The organism is Paenibacillus sp. J22P169, assembly GCF_059691995.1.
The window spans coordinates 74,314-89,760 of record NZ_JCAUAO010000001.1; the positions used below are offsets into that span (position 1 = coordinate 74,314).

The following is a 15,447-nucleotide window of genomic DNA, read 5'->3' on the forward strand; positions in this document are numbered from 1 at the left end:
ACGTGTGCATAGATGTGATATGCTTCAGATAGAGGTGATGGCATGAGCGTAACGATTAAGGATATTGCGAAGCTCGCTGGTGTATCGCATACAACCGTTTCCAGAGCGCTGAACAACAGTCCGCTCATCCAAGAGGAGACCAAGGAGCGCATTCGCATCATCGCTGAACAACTGGATTACACGCCGAATTACAATGCAAAGAGCTTAGTATTGGATCGCTCGTATAACTTGGGGCTATTCTTTACCACACTAAGCAATGGAACTTCCGCAGGCTTCTTTTATGAAGCTATTCGTGGGGTCAACTCAGTAATTAGAGATCGCTATCAACTGATTGTCAAAGGTATCGACGATTACACGAGCTTCCATTCCATTACGAAAAAAAGCTTTGATGGCATTATCATTGTCAGCCAAAGTGATGACGATCAACCCATTATTGAGCACATTGCAAACAAAGGAATTCCGCTCGTCGTATTGAATCGGCCCGTGGACACCGCCGGTGTTCTAAATGTTCTTTCCGATGAGGAGCAAGGAGCCTTTCATGCAGGTGCCTTCCTTGTGAAACAAGGTCATCAGAGAATTGCCCTGATCGAAGGGCGTAAAGGCTTTAAATCCGCACAAAATCGTAAAGATGGTTTTGAACGAGCCATGGGGCATTATGGGATCACGATTCCAACTGCTTATCGCATGCCAGGACTATACGATTTGGAAAGTGGTCATAAGGCGATGCAGCAGTTTTTGAGCCTTGATGAGAAACCTACAGCTGTTTTTTGCTGTAATGATGAGATGGCATTAGGAGCCATTAAAGCCGTGTTTGAGGCTGGTTTGCAAGTCCCTAAAGACATATCCGTGGTTGGCTTTGACGATACGGTTTTCGCGGCATATGTGACGCCTGCGTTAACAACCGTACGCAGACCGATTGAACAAATTAGCAAAGAAGGCGCACTGCGTCTCCTAGGTAATATAGAGAACAAATTGCATGCCACAGAGCAGCTGCTCTTGCGAACTGAATTAATTGTTCGTGAGTCTGTGCAAACATTACAAGCCTAAGGAAGTGGGAGAAGTCGATGAGTATTCTAAGAGAGTTGTTACAAGATATTCCGATTCCGCAAATGGTCAAGATTCGTCAGAAGTTTGATCGTACCATCTTGGAAAATCCTTTACAGGAGCTTGCTGATAAGCTCGAAAGCAGTGGTGTAATGCCGAGCATCCTTCCAGGTCAGCAAGTTGCAGTTGCTGTAGGAAGCAGAGGGATTGCTAACATCGCGGGCTTTACGAAAACAACCTTGGATGCCATTAAAGCTAGAGGTGCACATCCATTTATCGTACCGTGCATGGGCAGCCATGGCGGGGCGACCGCAGAGGGTCAGACTGAGGTGCTCCAGCACTTTGGTATAACGGAAGAAACGATGGGAGCGCCGATTCGTTCTTCGATGGACGTAGTTAAAATCGATCAACTGCCGAACGGGTTGCCGGTTTATGTAGATCGCATTGCATCAGAAGCTGATGCCATTGTTGTTATTAACCGTGTGAAGCCGCATACCGCCTTCCGCGGACGCATTGAGAGCGGCATCATGAAGATGATCGCGATCGGTCTCGGTAAGCAAAAGGGCGCTGAAGCTTGTCATCAGTTGGGCTTTAAATACATGGCTGAGAATGTGCCTGCAATGGCGAATCTAATGATTGAGAAGTTGCCGATCGTCTTCGGCGTTGCACTCGTTGAGAATGCTTACGATGAGACATGCCAGGTCGAGGTACTGCCTGCCGCGGAGATCGAAGTACGTGAGGAAGTTTTATTAGTAGAAGCGAAGTCCCGTTTGCCCAAAATTTTGTTCGATGAAATCGATGTCCTTGTGATTGATTACATTGGCAAAAATATCAGCGGTGACGGCATGGATCCCAATGTGACTGGGCGTTACCCTACGCCGTATGCACATGGCGGCCCAGAGGTGTCGAAGATGGTTGTCCTTGATTTGACGCATGAAACGAAAGGGAATGCCAACGGTGTAGGTACAGCTGATTTTACTACCCAACGTCTCGTAGATAAGACAAACCTAGAGTTCACTTATGCCAATGGTTTAACTTCTACGGTATGTGCGCCTACCAAAATTGCGACTACCTTAGAAAACGATTTCTACGCGATCAAAGCAGCTGTGAAAACTTGCAATATCTTGGATTACACAACATGCAAGCTAGTTCGTATTCAAGATACACTTCACCTAGGTGAAATTGAAATTTCAGTTAATCTCCTTGAAGCTGCTCGTCAGCATCCAGATATCGAGATTTTATCGGAGCCATTTGAGCTATCATTTGATGCAGAGGGGAATATTAGCAAATGACGGACAGTCAGAAGCCATATATCATAGCAGCCGATATTGGAACAACGAGCACCAAAACGCTTGTCATTGATCGCGACGGACGTGTCCTTGCTTCGCATTCCATCGAGTATCCGTTATTTACGCCTGCTTCAGATCGAGCAGAGCAGGATCCAGAACAAATATTTGATGCTGTGGTGCAAGGGATCGGCGCAGTCGTTCGCAAGCAAGGCATCACTCCGGAACAAGTGTTGTGCGTTTCATTCAGTTCAGCGATGCATAGTCTCATTGCCGTGGATGAGCATAATAAGCCACTCACGCTATGTATTACTTGGGCAGACAATCGAAGCAGCCAATATGCCGAGGAGTTGAAGCTCAGCGGTCTTGGACAACAGATTTATGCGAGAACAGGCACACCGATTCATCCGATGTCGCCGCTTCTGAAGCTGAAGTGGTTCAGGGACCATGAGCCTGAACTTGTTCGAAACACCCATAAATTTATTGGGATTAAAGAGTATGTGTTTGCAAAATTGTTCGGTCAATATCTCATTGACCACTCGCTGGCAAGTGCAACAGGCTTATTCAATTTAGAGCAATTAGATTGGGATGCAGGTGCACTGGATTACGCTGGCGTTACGCCTAAGCAGCTATCCACGCTAGTCCCGACGACGCATCGCGTTGAAGGATTAAGCCAAGCGAGTGCTTCTGCGATGGGCTTGTCCACGGACACGCCGTTTATTGTAGGCGCATCAGATGGTGTGCTTGCCAACCTCGGCGTGGGTGCATTCGAACCTGGCGTTGTCGCCGTTACAATCGGCACGAGCGGTGCGGTTCGCAGTGTTGTTAATAAACCGCAAACAGACCCTGAGGGGAAATTATTCTGTTACGCGTTAACAGAAAATTTCTGGGTCGTTGGTGGACCGATTAATAACGGAGGAATTGTCTTCCGCTGGGTAAGAGATCAGATCGCCACAGCGGAAGCAGAGGAAGCACGCCGCATGGGCATGGATCCTTACGATCATTTGACAGCTCTTGCTGCTGAGGTAGGGGCCGGATCAGATGGTTTACTCTTCTTGCCTTTACTATCTGGTGAACGAGCACCTTATTGGAATGCCAATGCGCGCGGTGTTTATTTCGGACTTTCGCTCAGTCATCAGAAGAAGCATATGATTCGTGCTGCCCTTGAAGGCGTCATGTTCTCCATTCAAGCCGTTGCCACATCGTTGGAACGAATGATGGGACCTGCTACGGTCATTCGCGCATCCGGCGGATTCGCTCGTTCGGAGTTTTGGCGTCAGATGATGACTGATATGCTCGGCACCGCCGTTACTGTTCCGGACTCTATTGAGAGCTCAGGGATTGGCGCAGCCTTGCTGGGACTACTCGCGATGGGCGAGATTGAAGACTTATCACATGCACACAAATGGATTCGTGTAGGCAAGGCTCACGAGGTGAATGAAAACGATTATCGCGTATATCAACAATTGACATCTATTTATACGAGCGTTTATCATCAGTTAAAAGATCAATTCGACGCGATCACCGCTTTTCAAAGTCAGCACCTACGGAGTCCTCAATTATAATTCCTAATAGACAAAGCAATATTATTCGAGAGGATGACGACAATGAACTTATTCGATCTTTCTGGGAAAACAGCAGTAATTATTGGCGGTAATAGTACACTTGGTGGCTCAATGGCCCTAGCCCTTGCTGGACATGGTGCCAAAGTAGCGATTGTCGGACGTAATCAAGAGAAGTGCGAGCAGGTTCGTGAGAGTATTGCAGCTATTGGCGGCGAAGCGAAGTCGTTTCAAGCCGATGCAACGAAACGTGAGGATTTAGAGCAAGTTCTCCAAGATGTTATTGCTTGGTCGGGCAGTGCGGATATTCTTATGAATTGTCCAGGTAAAAATAGTGCGACACCTTTCTTTGACATTTCCATGGAAGAATGGGATTCTATTATGGAGGTAAATTTGAAAAGTGTCGTGTTAGCCTGCCAAGTGTTCGGGAAATACATGGTTGAACGAGGTGAAGGCGGAAGCATTATTAATATTTCATCCGTTTCCTCGGATCCACCACTTTCTCGTGTGTTCACTTACTCCGCTTCTAAAGCAGCTGTGAATAACATCACACAGAACCTAGCTCGTGAGTTCGCTCCGAGTCGCGTACGCGTGAACGCAATTATTCCTGGCTTTTTCCCAGCAGAGCAGAATCGTAAGATTTTGTCGCCTGAACGGATCGAATCCATTATGCGTCATACGCCAATGAATCGATTTGGTGAAGCTGCAGAGCTTCAAGGTGCTGCGGTGTACCTGGCTTCAGAGAAAGCTTCAAGCTTTGTGACAGGAACAGTTTTGAGAGTAGACGGCGGTTTTGGCGCGATGACGATTTAACTATTTATATATCGGAAGGGTGTATGAGAGACATGTCTAAGCAACAAATAGGTGTTGTAGGTTTAGCAGTAATGGGGAAAAACTTAGCTTTAAACATTGAAAGCAGAGGCTTTACGGTATCCGTATTCAACCGTTCTGCTGAGAAAACGAAGGAGCTTCTTCAAGAAGCATCAGGCAAACAACTTGTTGGTACATATAGTGTTGAAGAATTCGTTCAATCCCTTGAAGTGCCGCGCAAAATTTTGATCATGGTCAAAGCTGGCGGACCTACGGATGACACAATCAACCAATTGCTTCCGCATTTGGATAAAGGCGATATTTTGATCGACGGAGGAAATGCATTCTTCCCGGACACGCAACGTCGCAACAAAGAGCTTGAAGCTCACGGTATTCGTTTTGTTGGAACGGGTGTTTCCGGCGGTGAAGAAGGCGCGCTTAAAGGGCCTGCGATCATGCCAGGCGGACAAGAAGACGCTTATAAATTGGTAGAGCCTATTCTAACAGCAATCTCAGCTAAAGTTGGCGAAGATGCTTGCTGTACGTATATCGGACCAGATGGTGCGGGTCACTATGTAAAAATGGTGCACAACGGCATCGAGTACGGAGATATGCAATTGATTTGTGAAGCTTACCAATTGTTGAAGGATGTACTTAACGTAAGCACGGAAGAGCTTCATGAGATCTTTACAGAGTGGAACAACGGGGAACTTGATAGTTACCTAATCGAAATCACACGTGATATCTTCACGAAATATGACGCTGAAACAGGTAAACCAATGGTCGACGTGATTCTAGATTCCGCTGGACAAAAGGGAACAGGAAAATGGACCAGTCAAAGTGCTCTGGACCTTGGCGTGCCGCTTTCCATCATCACAGAATCCGTATTCTCCCGTTTCATCTCTGCGATGAAGGAAGAACGCGTAGCAGCAAGCAAAGTACTCAAAGGACCTGATGCTCCAGCATTTACAGGGGACCGCAAAGCGTTTATTGAGGCTGTTCGTCAAGCTCTTTACGCCAGCAAAATTTGTTCTTATGCACAAGGCTTTGCTCAAATGAGAGCAGCTTCTGAAGAATATAAATGGGACTTGAAATACGGCAGCATCGCGATGATCTTCCGTGGTGGTTGTATCATCCGTGCTCGTTTCCTTCAAAATATCAAGGATGCGTATGATCGTAATCCTGAATTGAAAAACTTGTTGCTTGATTCTTACTTCACAGGTGTAGTAGAGAACTATCAACAATCATGGAGACAAGTCATTGCAGAAGCGGTTACTCGCGGTATCGCAGTACCTTCTTTCGCATCAGCACTTGCTTACTATGATAGCTACCGTACAGAAAGATTACCGGCTAACCTATTGCAAGCACAACGTGACTACTTCGGTGCTCATACGTTCCAACGTGTGGATAAAGAAGGATCATTCCACTACAACTGGATGGGTAACGAGTAGGCGTTAAGCCTCTTCTTGCAAGCCATAAGCGGCTTCTCTAAGCCACATCTTCAGTCGGTCAGCTTCTTGATCAAAGCCATTGCGGCGGTGGATGAGCATGAGGGAAACTTCGGCAAAATAACGGAAATTTCTTAATAAACGTGGTTGAGTAAGACCTTGCACCAGCGGGTCTTCTTCAGCCACTTTTTTCTTAATAAATTCTAGAATCCAGACGACATCCTCTTTGCATAACGTATAGCTTGGGTGCAAAATCTGCTCTAGTTTGCGCTGTGTGCGATTCGTAAAGGCAATCGTGTGGTTAGTTTTCAAAACAGTAGGGTTCAAAGCTCCATCTCTCCTTATCGGCGTGGTCTCTCTAAAATCTTGACTGTTTGTGCTAGAATTTATTCACACTACTATATGATTTTTTGATGGATTGTATTCATGCTGGAAGGGCTATGGTATGATGTTGGGAAAGTTTGTATGACTAGTATATGGGAAAAGGGGATTAGTGTGACAGTCAGAAATATTGTGCTTGTTGGATTCATGGGGACTGGGAAATCAACGGTAGGTAGGAAGCTGGCAGAGCGTTTAGGATGGAGTTTTTGTGATTCTGACGTTGTTTTAGAAGAAGTACAACAGACCAGTATTTCCGAATTATTTCGAAATCATGGAGAAGCTCATTTTCGCGCTTTGGAAACGGAAACTTTGACACGGATATTAGATAGTGAAGGACAAGTTGTCGCAACAGGAGGTGGAGCTGTCCTAGCAGCGTCCAACCGAGCTTGTATGCTGCAGTATGGATTTGTCGTCGCATTGCGTGCAACAGCAGAAACGATTATCCAAAGAGTTAGTGCAGATACGAATAGACCTCTGCTGCAAGGTAATCTGGAAGAACGCGTACATACGCTTATGGAACAAAGAAAACATGCTTATGATTTCGCGCATGTGTCCATCGATACGACGGAACTAACAGAGGATGAAATTGTAGATCGTATCATTCAATACGCAGCTCGCCACTAAAGCGAGAAGACAAGCTGAACAGCTTAGTCTTCCCACTCCAGCATGCCGCCGGTCATGTTCTTGAGTCCTTTATAGCCATTGGCTTCTAAATAACCTAGTGCGCGTCCACTGCGATTTCCACTACGACATATTAGAATAACTTCGTCGACTTGCGGGATCTCGCTTAAGCGATCTGGTAATTGACCTAATGGAATATGTATAGCGCCTTGAATCATACCTTCTGCTACTTCCTCATCTTCGCGAACGTCGATAAGTGTTAGCTTTTCACCTTGCGCGAGTCTTGCTTTGATCTCGGATGGTAGAATTGTATCCATGATGTGCCTCCATGTTTGTAATTTCGGGAGAAATCTCCTTACTTAGTATGATAGAAATATAACGCTGAGATGTCAAACGAAGCGTTACTTTATCTAGCTTTTCAACGATTGGCCTGCAAGGGAAGAAGGTTTCCAAGTTAGATTTCGTATGGTACACTGTCAATAAATCTTAGATCTCTATCATCCTGCTGATGCTTGGTTTCATGGCATTCATTTTGCTGGATATACATATAAACTACTTGCGAAGGAGTTAACAAACGACATGAAAGCCATCGTAAAACCAACCTCCCATCTTGAAGGGGAAATTAATGCGTTATCCTCCAAAAACTACACAACACGCTATTTGCTTATCGGTGCACTAGCGAATGGGACAAGTACAATCTATTATCCAGCTCATAGTGAAGATAGTGACGCCATGAGACGCTGTGTACGTGATCTAGGTGCGATTATAGAAGAAGATGACGAGAAGATTGTAATCACAGGCTTCGGTAAGAACCCTAAGCATGTGTCTGAGTTGAATGTTGGCAATGCGGGCGCTGTACTTCGCTTTTTGATGTCTACGGCTGCTTTCTGTCCGGAAGTAACTTTCGTTAATACCTATCCAGAATCATTGGGTAAACGTCCTCATGATGATTTAATTGATACTTTGCAGCAAATGGGAGTAGAAGTACAACATAATAACGGTCGTTTGCCGATAACTATTAAAGGGGGACAACCTCGGGGCGGTAAAATCGCCGTTTCTGGAAATGTGAGTTCGCAGTTCTTGAGTTCCCTGCTGTTTATGACTCCTTTACTTGAAGAAGATACTGAAATTGAAGTTCTACATGATTTGAAGTCCAAAATTATTGTGGGTCAAACGCTTGAAGTATTGGCGCAGGCAGGTATCGTCGTACATGCAAGTGAAGATTTGATGCACTATCGTATACCAGGCAGACAATCCTATGAAGCAAAAGAATATGTTATCCAAGGTGACTACCCGGGCTCTGCAGCTATCCTTGCTGCTGCTGCGGTTACGAACTCGGATGTACGTGTGCTTCGTCTAGAAGAAAACAGTAAGCAAGGCGAGAAGGCATGTGTCGATGTTCTGAAGGCAATGGGAGTCGATTTAACGCACGATAATGGTGTCGTGCATGTGCGAGGGAATCAGCGCCTAGTTGCTGGAGAATTCGATGGTGATCATTTTACAGATGCTGTTCTCGCAATGGTTGCAGCAGCTGTGTTTGCAGAAGGCACTTCGCGGTTCTACAATGTTGAGAACTTGCGGTATAAAGAGTGTGATCGTATCACAGATTATTTGAATGAGCTTCGTAAGGCTGGAGCTGATGTAGAAGAGCGTCAGAGTGAAATTATTGTTCATGGTAAGCCACAAGGTGTTGAAGGCGGCGTAGAAATTAATGCGCATTTCGATCATCGTGTGATCATGGCATTAACTGTAGTTGGTCTACGCTCTGAGAAGGGTTTAACGATTCGGGATGCCCACCACGTGGCAAAGTCTTATCCACAATATTTCGACCACCTGCGTTCGATTGGCGCACAGGTTGAGCTTGTGAGTGAGTCCTAGAATCTCAATTACAATGAATGGGTGAGTCAGCATGAGGATTATTTGGCAAGGATTGAAGGTGACGTTTGGATTATTTCTCGTAGCTGGCCTTACATTTGCAAGCAGTGTATTTGCTGTACTGCTGTATGCGAAGGCAACAGGGAAAGAACCAGCCTTATTCGCGTCTAGTCCAGTAGTCTTAGCAGTTGATAAGCCCGCCGCTACGGTAAAGGCCACCGTGAAGCCAACACCGTCACCCACGGTTGCGCAAGTAAAATCAGCGATGCTGGATGTTCCCATTTTTGAGCAACTGCCTGAGCTGCCGGCTGGCTGTGAGATCACAAGTCTCACGATGCTGCTGCAGTTCTATGGCGTGAACAAATCGAAGATGGAGTTAGTTGCTGAAATGCCGACAGATTCCACACCGGCAACGCTTGATGCCTACGGTAACATCGTTTATTGGGGCAATCCCAATTCTGGCTTCGTTGGTGACGTAACCCGCAAGAAACGAGGCTTCGGCATTTATTCGGCAGGATTGTTCCCTCTCTTGAAAACCTATATCCCTCAAGCTATTAATATAACGGGGGAAGCTTTTGAATTGTATGAGCAGCAAGTGGCCCACGGTATTCCCGTTATCGTCTGGACGACGATTGACTACAATCTACCGTACAAATGGGTAACCTGGGATACACCAATCGGTCCACTCAAGACGACATATTCGGAGCATGCGGTTGTACTTGTTGGATTTGACGAAACCAATGTTTACTTAAATGACCCATTGAGCGGTAAAAAGCATGTGCAAGTCAACAAAGCTCATTTTGTTGAAACTTGGACAGCAATGGGGAAACAAGGTCTAACCTACTTGAATAAATAGGAGAGCGATCCAAATGACATTTGAAAATCCGTCCAGGGAACATATCAAAGAAATACTTGCAAAAGCAGGGAACATTGCTGTAGTTGGCTTATCGGATAAACCAGATCGCACATCCTATATGGTTTCAGAAGCGATGCAAAGCCGTGGTTATCGGATCATCCCTGTCAACCCGAATGCCGAAGAAATTCTTGGCGAGAAATGCTATGCCTCTTTATCTGATATCCCAGAGCCTGTTGATATCGTGAACGTGTTCCGTCGTGCCGAAACAGTGGTGCCTGTGGCCGAAGAAGCGGTCAAGATTGGCGCTAAGGTGTTTTGGCTGCAATTAGAAATCGTAAATGAAGAAGCTGCACGTATTGCTAGTGATGCTGGTTTAGAAGTTATTATGGATCGTTGTATCAAAGTGGAAGATGCTATTCTGAATCCACGTAACAATTAAGGTAAGCATTGAAACCAAATAAACCGCTAATTGATCGCCTTTGCAGGCTATCGATTAGCGGTTTTCTTATCAATGGGAATTAAGCTTTCAGAACGTCATGATCGACATAGCGAGCCCCATTAAGCTCACTGATGACATTGATGGCAACCTTAGCGCCGTCACCTGCAGTAATGATCGTATGCATGCTGACACCAGCTGTGGTTCCCGCAGCCCATACACCTTTTAGGCTTGTATTGCCTTGCGCATCGCAGTCAACGATTGATTTGATTCTCGGTTCTGTTCCTGCTTTCGTCGTGATGCCAGCTGCTTCAGCTAGCTCAACGGACAAGCCAGTTGCAAGAATCACATGTTTCCCAGCATAGGTGCCAGTTTCTGTGGACACTTGGAAGCCATCATCGCTTTTAACAAGTTTTGTTGCTTGGCCATGGACGAATTCGGTTCCAAATTTTGCGGCTTGCTTTTTACCAATTTCAACTAAATCAGGTCCGGCAATAGCTTCCACACCATAATGATTCTCGATCCATGCTCGCTTCGTAACGCTTTGCTCATTGTCGATCACGAGCGTCTTCTTGCCGGCTTTTGAGGTGAAAAGTGCTGCACTTGCACCAGTAGGTCCGGCTCCAATAATAATAACATCGTAAGACATAATTGTGTTTCCTCCTTGGATCATGAAATAGGGTACAGGTAAAGTATGACAGCTTTTAAGTGACTTAGTCAACTTTTGCGTTTACTATGTAGAATAACCCGATAGGAATAGGTGATTTGCTTATTTTTTTTGACAAAAGGACGAACAAGCTTTACGATTTGATAAGAGAATCTTATGATTAAGAGGGGATACTCTTCGAATTTGCTAAGGAGGTAGCATTCGTTTGAACTGGATGGGGAACTTACAACAGCTTGGCCGCTCCTTAATGCTGCCTACCATTGCGCTTCCTATTGCTGCTGTGCTGCTTTGTCTAGGGGATTTACCTTGGGATGTCATACATGCTTCAAGCTTCGGGGATATGCTGTCATTGGCTGGAAATACAATCTTTGATTATATACCTATTATCTTCGCTGTCGGTGTGGCATTAGGCTTAACAGAAAGTGCCGGAATAGCTGGTTTATCTGCGATGCTGGGGTATTTTATGTTTACCCGACTCATCGAGCATGGGCTGGGCACGCAATTTCAATTAGGTGTTTCTGGCGGGATCTTGATTGGCTTACTGTCCGCAATCATCTATCATCGCTGCAAGGAGATCAAGCTTCCGGAATACATACAATTTTTCGGTGGACCACGGATGGTGCCGCTCGTCATGGGCCTTGCAACGCTCATCGTATCTTATGTCATGATCGGGATTGGTCCATATTTAGAGACGGTTATGAGCAAAATATCAAGCGGATTGCTTGGATTAGGCGGCTTTGGTGCTTTCATATATGGCATTGCGCATCGCCTGTTGGTACCTTCTGGTCTACATCATATTTTGAATAACTTCTTTTGGTTTCAGGTAGGAGCATATGAGACGCCAACTGGACAATACGCTTACGGTGATTTACCGCGATTTTTCGCAGGTGATCCGACAGCAGGCATGTATATGGCGGGGTTGTACCCGATTATGATGTTTGCCTTGCCGGCCATTGCATTCGCTATCATAGGCGAAGCTAGGGAGGATTTAAAGCCGAAAATCAAGGCTACATTCTTAACGGCCGCGTTGGCATCCTTCTTAACCGGTGTGACAGAACCGATTGAATTTGCCTTTCTTTTTGTGGCTCCTTATTTATTTGTTATCCATGCTATCCTTTCGGGCGTAGCGATGTGGATCGCTTATGAGTTAAATATTCACCATGGATTTTCCTATTCGGCAGGGGCTATCGACTACATCATTAACTTGCACTTGTCTACCAATGGCTTATTATTGATTCCGATAGGACTGGTCTACGGTTTACTTTATTATTTCTTATTTCGATGGGCGATACAGAAGTTCCGAATACCTACTCCCGGCAGGGAAGAAGGCTCTTCGTTAGAAGAGTGGGCAGGAGACATACCATATCGTTCGCCGTTAATTTTGCAGGCACTTGGTGGGAAAGACAATATTAAGAAGATTGAAGCCTGTATTACTCGATTGCGACTTACACTTGTTAATGATCGTTTGATGGACATCACGGCATTACGACACTTAGGAGCAGCAGGCGTCATACGTCTTGGAGGAGGCAATGTTCAAGTCGTGTTTGGAACATTTTCAGAGCTTATACGTGAAGAAATTATGAAAGTATTGCGCAAAGATATTCATGTCGTATTGTTTACTTCTCCTATGCAGGGACGTATGATCCCAATTGAAGAAGTGCCAGATCGAATCTTTGCCTCCCGACTCGTCGGGAATGGTGTTGCTTTTATTCCTGAAAAAGGCGAGTTAGTTTCCCCTGTTGCAGGTACCATCATGCATATTTATCCAACGATGCATGCGCTAGGGATTTTAACGGATGAAGGGCTTGAAGTTCTACTGCATATCGGAATCGACACGTCCAGCTTACCTGGTAAGTGCTTTAATGCGGTGGTGAAGGAAGGCGATCGTGTGGAAGCAGGACAGCTGCTAGTGAAATTTAATTATAATAAAGTCAAGAAATTCGCTTCTTCCTTAGCAACACCGATGATTATTACGAATCCAGATATTGTGAAGTCTTGGAGCTTTGCTCCGTTTAAGCCAGTTAAGAAAGGCCAAGGCTCTGTTATGTCCGTAGTCCTTAAGCCAACTAAATCCGAGGGGAGGACGAACGGATGATTAGAGGTGTAGGCGCGTCTTCGGGAATAGCGATGGGGCAAGCTTTTGTTATTCCAACTTGGGAATGGGATTTTCCAGAGAAAATGATTGATGTGACGGATTTAGCTTATGAATTCGAGCGATTATATGATGGGATTCGTCATTCCAAGGATGAGTTAGAGCTAATTAAACAAGAGATCAAAGAAGTCGTAGGACAAGAACAAGCGTATATTTTTGATGCACATTTAGCGATCTTGGAAGATCCTATTTTCATGAATGAGATTCAAGGGATTATTGAACTGCAGTATAAAGCCGCAGAAGTTGCAGTGAAAGAAGTCATTGATAAATTCGTAGGTATGTTTAATCTAATCGATGATGAATACATGAAAGAACGTGCACTGGACATTAAAGATGTTGGTAACCGTCTCTTGAAGCATTTATTAGGGGATACAAGCACAACGGTGCCGCCTATTGACCACCCTTATATTTTAGTTGCTAAGGAGCTCACACCTTCACAGCTTGCTCATCTAGACCCTACGAATGTGTTAGGACTTTTGACCATTCTTGGTGGCACGCATTCACACGTTTCGATCATGGCTAGAGCGATGTCAGTTCCTTATGTACTTGGTCTAGAAGGGAAGCTGCTTCGTCCCATTCAAAATGGGGACTTCTTGATTATTGATGGGCAAGAAGGCACTTTGTATATTAACCCGGATAAGCTCACCATCGAGCGGTATCAGGCACGTAAGAAAAACTGGCTGGAATTCAAAGAAAGCTTGCAAGAAATTGCGGATGTGGCTCCGCTGACGTTAGATAAGAGCTTGGTCAATTTGCACGCGAATATTAATTCTGTCATGGAAATTGATCAAGTGCTGCGCAATGGTGCCTCCGGAGTGGGGCTGTTCCGAACGGAATACCTATACATGGATCGGGATTCATTGCCTAGTGAAGATGAACAATTCGAAGTCTACCGTCACGCTGCGAAGCAACTTAAAGGTCGTCCCATTGTGATCCGAACACTGGATATTGGCGGTGACAAGAAGCTTGATTATATGCCGCTTGCCAAAGAAGATAATCCATTCCTAGGGTATCGGGCGATTCGTATCTCTCTGGATCGAACAGATTTATTTTTGACGCAGCTAAGAGCGATCTTACGAGCTAGTCATTATGGCAATGTGAAGATCATGTATCCGATGGTGACCTCCATTGAAGAGGTGCGCCAAGCGAAAGCACATTTGGAAAGAGCGAAGTTGGAGCTAAGTAGTCTAGGTGTGCCTTTTAACGCAAATATTGAGGTTGGGCTTACGATTGAAGTGCCAGCTGCCGCTATAATTGCGGATGTACTTGCGAGCGAAGTGAACTTTATGAGTATTGGTACGAATGATTTAGTCCAATATGTGTTGGCAGTCGATCGAATGAACGAGAATATCGCGCACTTATATAATCCTTATCATCCGGCCGTTATTCGGTTACTGAAATTGGTGATCGACGCAGGTAAGCGTGTTGGCATTCCTGTAGGCGTGTGCGGGGAAATGGCTGGAGATATCCGGGCTCTGCCGATTTGGCTAGGACTTGGTATTGAAGAGCTGAGTATATCCGTACAGACGCTCTTGCAGGTCAAACACAGGCTGCTAAGCAGCGATGCCGCGACATGCAAAGCATTAGTGGATCGCATTTTAATTTGTAAAACCAGTGACGAAATCTTAGAACTGCTTGCTCAAACCGAACAAACGGAATCCATTGTAGGAGGTAATTAGTATGGAATTAACAGGCCTGAAGGTTCTTGCTTTTGTTGATGAAGAATTTGAAGATTTAGAAATGTGGTATCCGGTCTATCGCTTGCGCGAAGCAGGAGCCATTGTAGATATCGTGGGTCCTAAAGCCAAAACCGTATACCATGGGAAATATGGTGTGCCAATTACGACAGATTATGCTTTCGATGAAGTGAAGTCTTCCGATTATATCGGACTTTACGTCCCTGGCGGATGGGCGCCTGATAAGCTCCGTCGCTATGCCGACGTTCTCAGACTGACGAAGGAGTTTCATGCGGACGTGAAACCAATCGCGCAAATTTGTCACGCAGGCTGGGTTTTAATTTCAGCGAAAATCGTGAATGGCTACACGATGACGTCAACGCCAGGAATCCGCGATGATATCGAAAATGCAGGCGCTACATGGCTCGATGAAGAAGTGGTTGTTGACCGTAATATCATTTCTGGGCGTAGACCACCAGATCTTCCGGCGTTTTCCAAACGTTTTGTAGATGAGCTTATCTCGTTCAGCAAGCAAAAGGCAAAGTAACATTTCGCTTCCAAAGGTGGCAAAAACTACTATGCATAGATCAGAAGGAAATCTGATGACATCGTAGAATAACATAGTACAAGCAA

15 protein-coding genes are annotated in these 15,447 nt (G+C 45.3%); 12 read left to right on the forward strand and 3 right to left on the reverse strand.

Translation table 11 applies throughout. The features are described from left to right. The first annotated feature begins 42 nt into the window (after positions 1–42). The 5 genes from AC58QG_RS00395 to gnd are packed head-to-tail and all read left to right on the forward strand — an operon-like array spanning position 43 to position 6,153. On the forward strand, positions 43–1,047 hold the full coding sequence (locus AC58QG_RS00395) for a LacI family DNA-binding transcriptional regulator (RefSeq protein ID WP_497359741.1): 1,005 nt from the start codon (positions 43–45) through the stop codon (positions 1,045–1,047). A gap of 17 nt (positions 1,048–1,064) precedes the next feature. Next, positions 1,065–2,336, forward strand: coding sequence for a nickel pincer cofactor-dependent isomerase, group 22 (locus AC58QG_RS00400; RefSeq protein WP_497359743.1), 1,272 nt, complete (start codon positions 1,065–1,067; stop codon positions 2,334–2,336). After that, entirely contained in the window at positions 2,333–3,895 is a 1,563-nt protein-coding gene (gene gntK, locus AC58QG_RS00405; protein ID WP_497359745.1) for a gluconokinase, read from the forward strand. The genes AC58QG_RS00400 and gntK overlap by 4 nt, the downstream gene beginning before the upstream one ends. Positions 3,896–3,937: 42 nt before the next feature. Then, on the forward strand, positions 3,938–4,705 hold the full coding sequence (locus tag AC58QG_RS00410; protein ID WP_497359747.1) for an SDR family oxidoreductase: 768 nt from the start codon (positions 3,938–3,940) through the stop codon (positions 4,703–4,705). Between the two features lie 32 nt (positions 4,706–4,737). Then, positions 4,738–6,153: an NADP-dependent phosphogluconate dehydrogenase gene (gene gnd, locus AC58QG_RS00415; RefSeq protein WP_497359749.1), complete on the forward strand. Its 1,416-nt coding sequence runs from the start codon at positions 4,738–4,740 to the stop codon at positions 6,151–6,153. Between the two features lie 3 nt (positions 6,154–6,156). Here the strand turns inward: gnd and AC58QG_RS00420 are convergent, their stop codons facing one another. Next, positions 6,157–6,462: a hypothetical protein gene (locus AC58QG_RS00420; RefSeq protein WP_497359751.1), complete on the reverse strand. Its 306-nt coding sequence runs from the start codon at positions 6,460–6,462 to the stop codon at positions 6,157–6,159. A gap of 153 nt (positions 6,463–6,615) precedes the next feature. Between AC58QG_RS00420 and AC58QG_RS00425 the strand changes: the two genes are divergently transcribed. Then, positions 6,616–7,155 carry a shikimate kinase gene (locus tag AC58QG_RS00425; protein ID WP_497359753.1) on the forward strand — a complete coding sequence of 180 codons (540 nt, stop codon included), beginning with the start codon at positions 6,616–6,618 and terminating at the stop codon, positions 7,153–7,155. A gap of 23 nt (positions 7,156–7,178) precedes the next feature. On the opposite strand, the gene AC58QG_RS00430 is transcribed toward AC58QG_RS00425, so the two are convergent. After that, positions 7,179–7,469: a rhodanese-like domain-containing protein gene (locus AC58QG_RS00430; RefSeq protein ID WP_497359755.1), complete on the reverse strand. Its 291-nt coding sequence runs from the start codon at positions 7,467–7,469 to the stop codon at positions 7,179–7,181. Between the two features lie 262 nt (positions 7,470–7,731). Between AC58QG_RS00430 and aroA the strand changes: the two genes are divergently transcribed. From aroA to AC58QG_RS00445, 3 genes are read left to right on the forward strand one after another with little or no spacing between them, the layout of a single operon-like run. Then, positions 7,732–9,030 (forward strand): 3-phosphoshikimate 1-carboxyvinyltransferase, encoded by a 1,299-nt coding sequence (gene aroA / locus AC58QG_RS00435; RefSeq protein ID WP_497359757.1) that lies wholly within the window; start codon positions 7,732–7,734, stop codon positions 9,028–9,030. 31 nt (positions 9,031–9,061) lie between these two features. Beyond that, positions 9,062–9,883 carry a C39 family peptidase gene (locus tag AC58QG_RS00440; RefSeq protein ID WP_497359759.1) on the forward strand — a complete coding sequence of 274 codons (822 nt, stop codon included), beginning with the start codon at positions 9,062–9,064 and terminating at the stop codon, positions 9,881–9,883. Positions 9,884–9,896: 13 nt separating this feature from the next. Then, positions 9,897–10,322 (forward strand): CoA-binding protein, encoded by a 426-nt coding sequence (locus AC58QG_RS00445; protein ID WP_497359761.1) that lies wholly within the window; start codon positions 9,897–9,899, stop codon positions 10,320–10,322. Positions 10,323–10,401: 79 nt separating this feature from the next. Here AC58QG_RS00445 and AC58QG_RS00450 read toward each other — a convergent pair whose 3' ends face one another. Then, positions 10,402–10,968, reverse strand: coding sequence for an NAD(P)/FAD-dependent oxidoreductase (locus tag AC58QG_RS00450; protein ID WP_497359763.1), 567 nt, complete (start codon positions 10,966–10,968; stop codon positions 10,402–10,404). A gap of 223 nt (positions 10,969–11,191) precedes the next feature. Here AC58QG_RS00450 and AC58QG_RS00455 point away from each other — a divergent pair, with 223 nt between their 5' ends. The 3 genes from AC58QG_RS00455 to AC58QG_RS00465 are packed head-to-tail and all read left to right on the forward strand — an operon-like array spanning position 11,192 to position 15,361. Then, positions 11,192–13,081: a glucose PTS transporter subunit IIA gene (locus AC58QG_RS00455; RefSeq protein ID WP_497359765.1), complete on the forward strand. Its 1,890-nt coding sequence runs from the start codon at positions 11,192–11,194 to the stop codon at positions 13,079–13,081. Further along, positions 13,078–14,817 (forward strand): phosphoenolpyruvate--protein phosphotransferase, encoded by a 1,740-nt coding sequence (gene ptsP, locus AC58QG_RS00460; RefSeq protein WP_497359767.1) that lies wholly within the window; start codon positions 13,078–13,080, stop codon positions 14,815–14,817. The genes AC58QG_RS00455 and ptsP overlap by 4 nt, the downstream gene beginning before the upstream one ends. A gap of 1 nt (position 14,818) precedes the next feature. Next, complete coding sequence (locus tag AC58QG_RS00465) at positions 14,819–15,361, forward strand: type 1 glutamine amidotransferase domain-containing protein (protein ID WP_497359769.1); 543 nt, start codon at positions 14,819–14,821, stop codon at positions 15,359–15,361. Positions 15,362–15,447: the final 86 nt, after the last annotated feature.

Coding starts and splice junctions, on each gene's coding strand:
- gntK (WP_497359745.1), top strand. CDS start 2,333: ATGACGGACAGTCAGAAGCCATATATCATAGCAGCCGATATTGGAACA.
- AC58QG_RS00445 (WP_497359761.1), top strand. CDS start 9,897: ATGACATTTGAAAATCCGTCCAGGGAACATATCAAAGAAATACTTGCA.
- aroA (WP_497359757.1), top strand. CDS start 7,732: ATGAAAGCCATCGTAAAACCAACCTCCCATCTTGAAGGGGAAATTAAT.
- AC58QG_RS00400 (WP_497359743.1), top strand. CDS start 1,065: ATGAGTATTCTAAGAGAGTTGTTACAAGATATTCCGATTCCGCAAATG.
- AC58QG_RS00425 (WP_497359753.1), top strand. CDS start 6,616: ATGACTAGTATATGGGAAAAGGGGATTAGTGTGACAGTCAGAAATATT.
- AC58QG_RS00430 (WP_497359755.1), bottom strand. CDS start 7,469: ATGGATACAATTCTACCATCCGAGATCAAAGCAAGACTCGCGCAAGGT.
- AC58QG_RS00410 (WP_497359747.1), top strand. CDS start 3,938: ATGAACTTATTCGATCTTTCTGGGAAAACAGCAGTAATTATTGGCGGT.
- ptsP (WP_497359767.1), top strand. CDS start 13,078: ATGATTAGAGGTGTAGGCGCGTCTTCGGGAATAGCGATGGGGCAAGCT.
- AC58QG_RS00395 (WP_497359741.1), top strand. CDS start 43: ATGAGCGTAACGATTAAGGATATTGCGAAGCTCGCTGGTGTATCGCAT.
- gnd (WP_497359749.1), top strand. CDS start 4,738: ATGTCTAAGCAACAAATAGGTGTTGTAGGTTTAGCAGTAATGGGGAAA.
- AC58QG_RS00465 (WP_497359769.1), top strand. CDS start 14,819: ATGGAATTAACAGGCCTGAAGGTTCTTGCTTTTGTTGATGAAGAATTT.
- AC58QG_RS00440 (WP_497359759.1), top strand. CDS start 9,062: ATGAGGATTATTTGGCAAGGATTGAAGGTGACGTTTGGATTATTTCTC.
- AC58QG_RS00450 (WP_497359763.1), bottom strand. CDS start 10,968: ATGTCTTACGATGTTATTATTATTGGAGCCGGACCTACTGGTGCAAGT.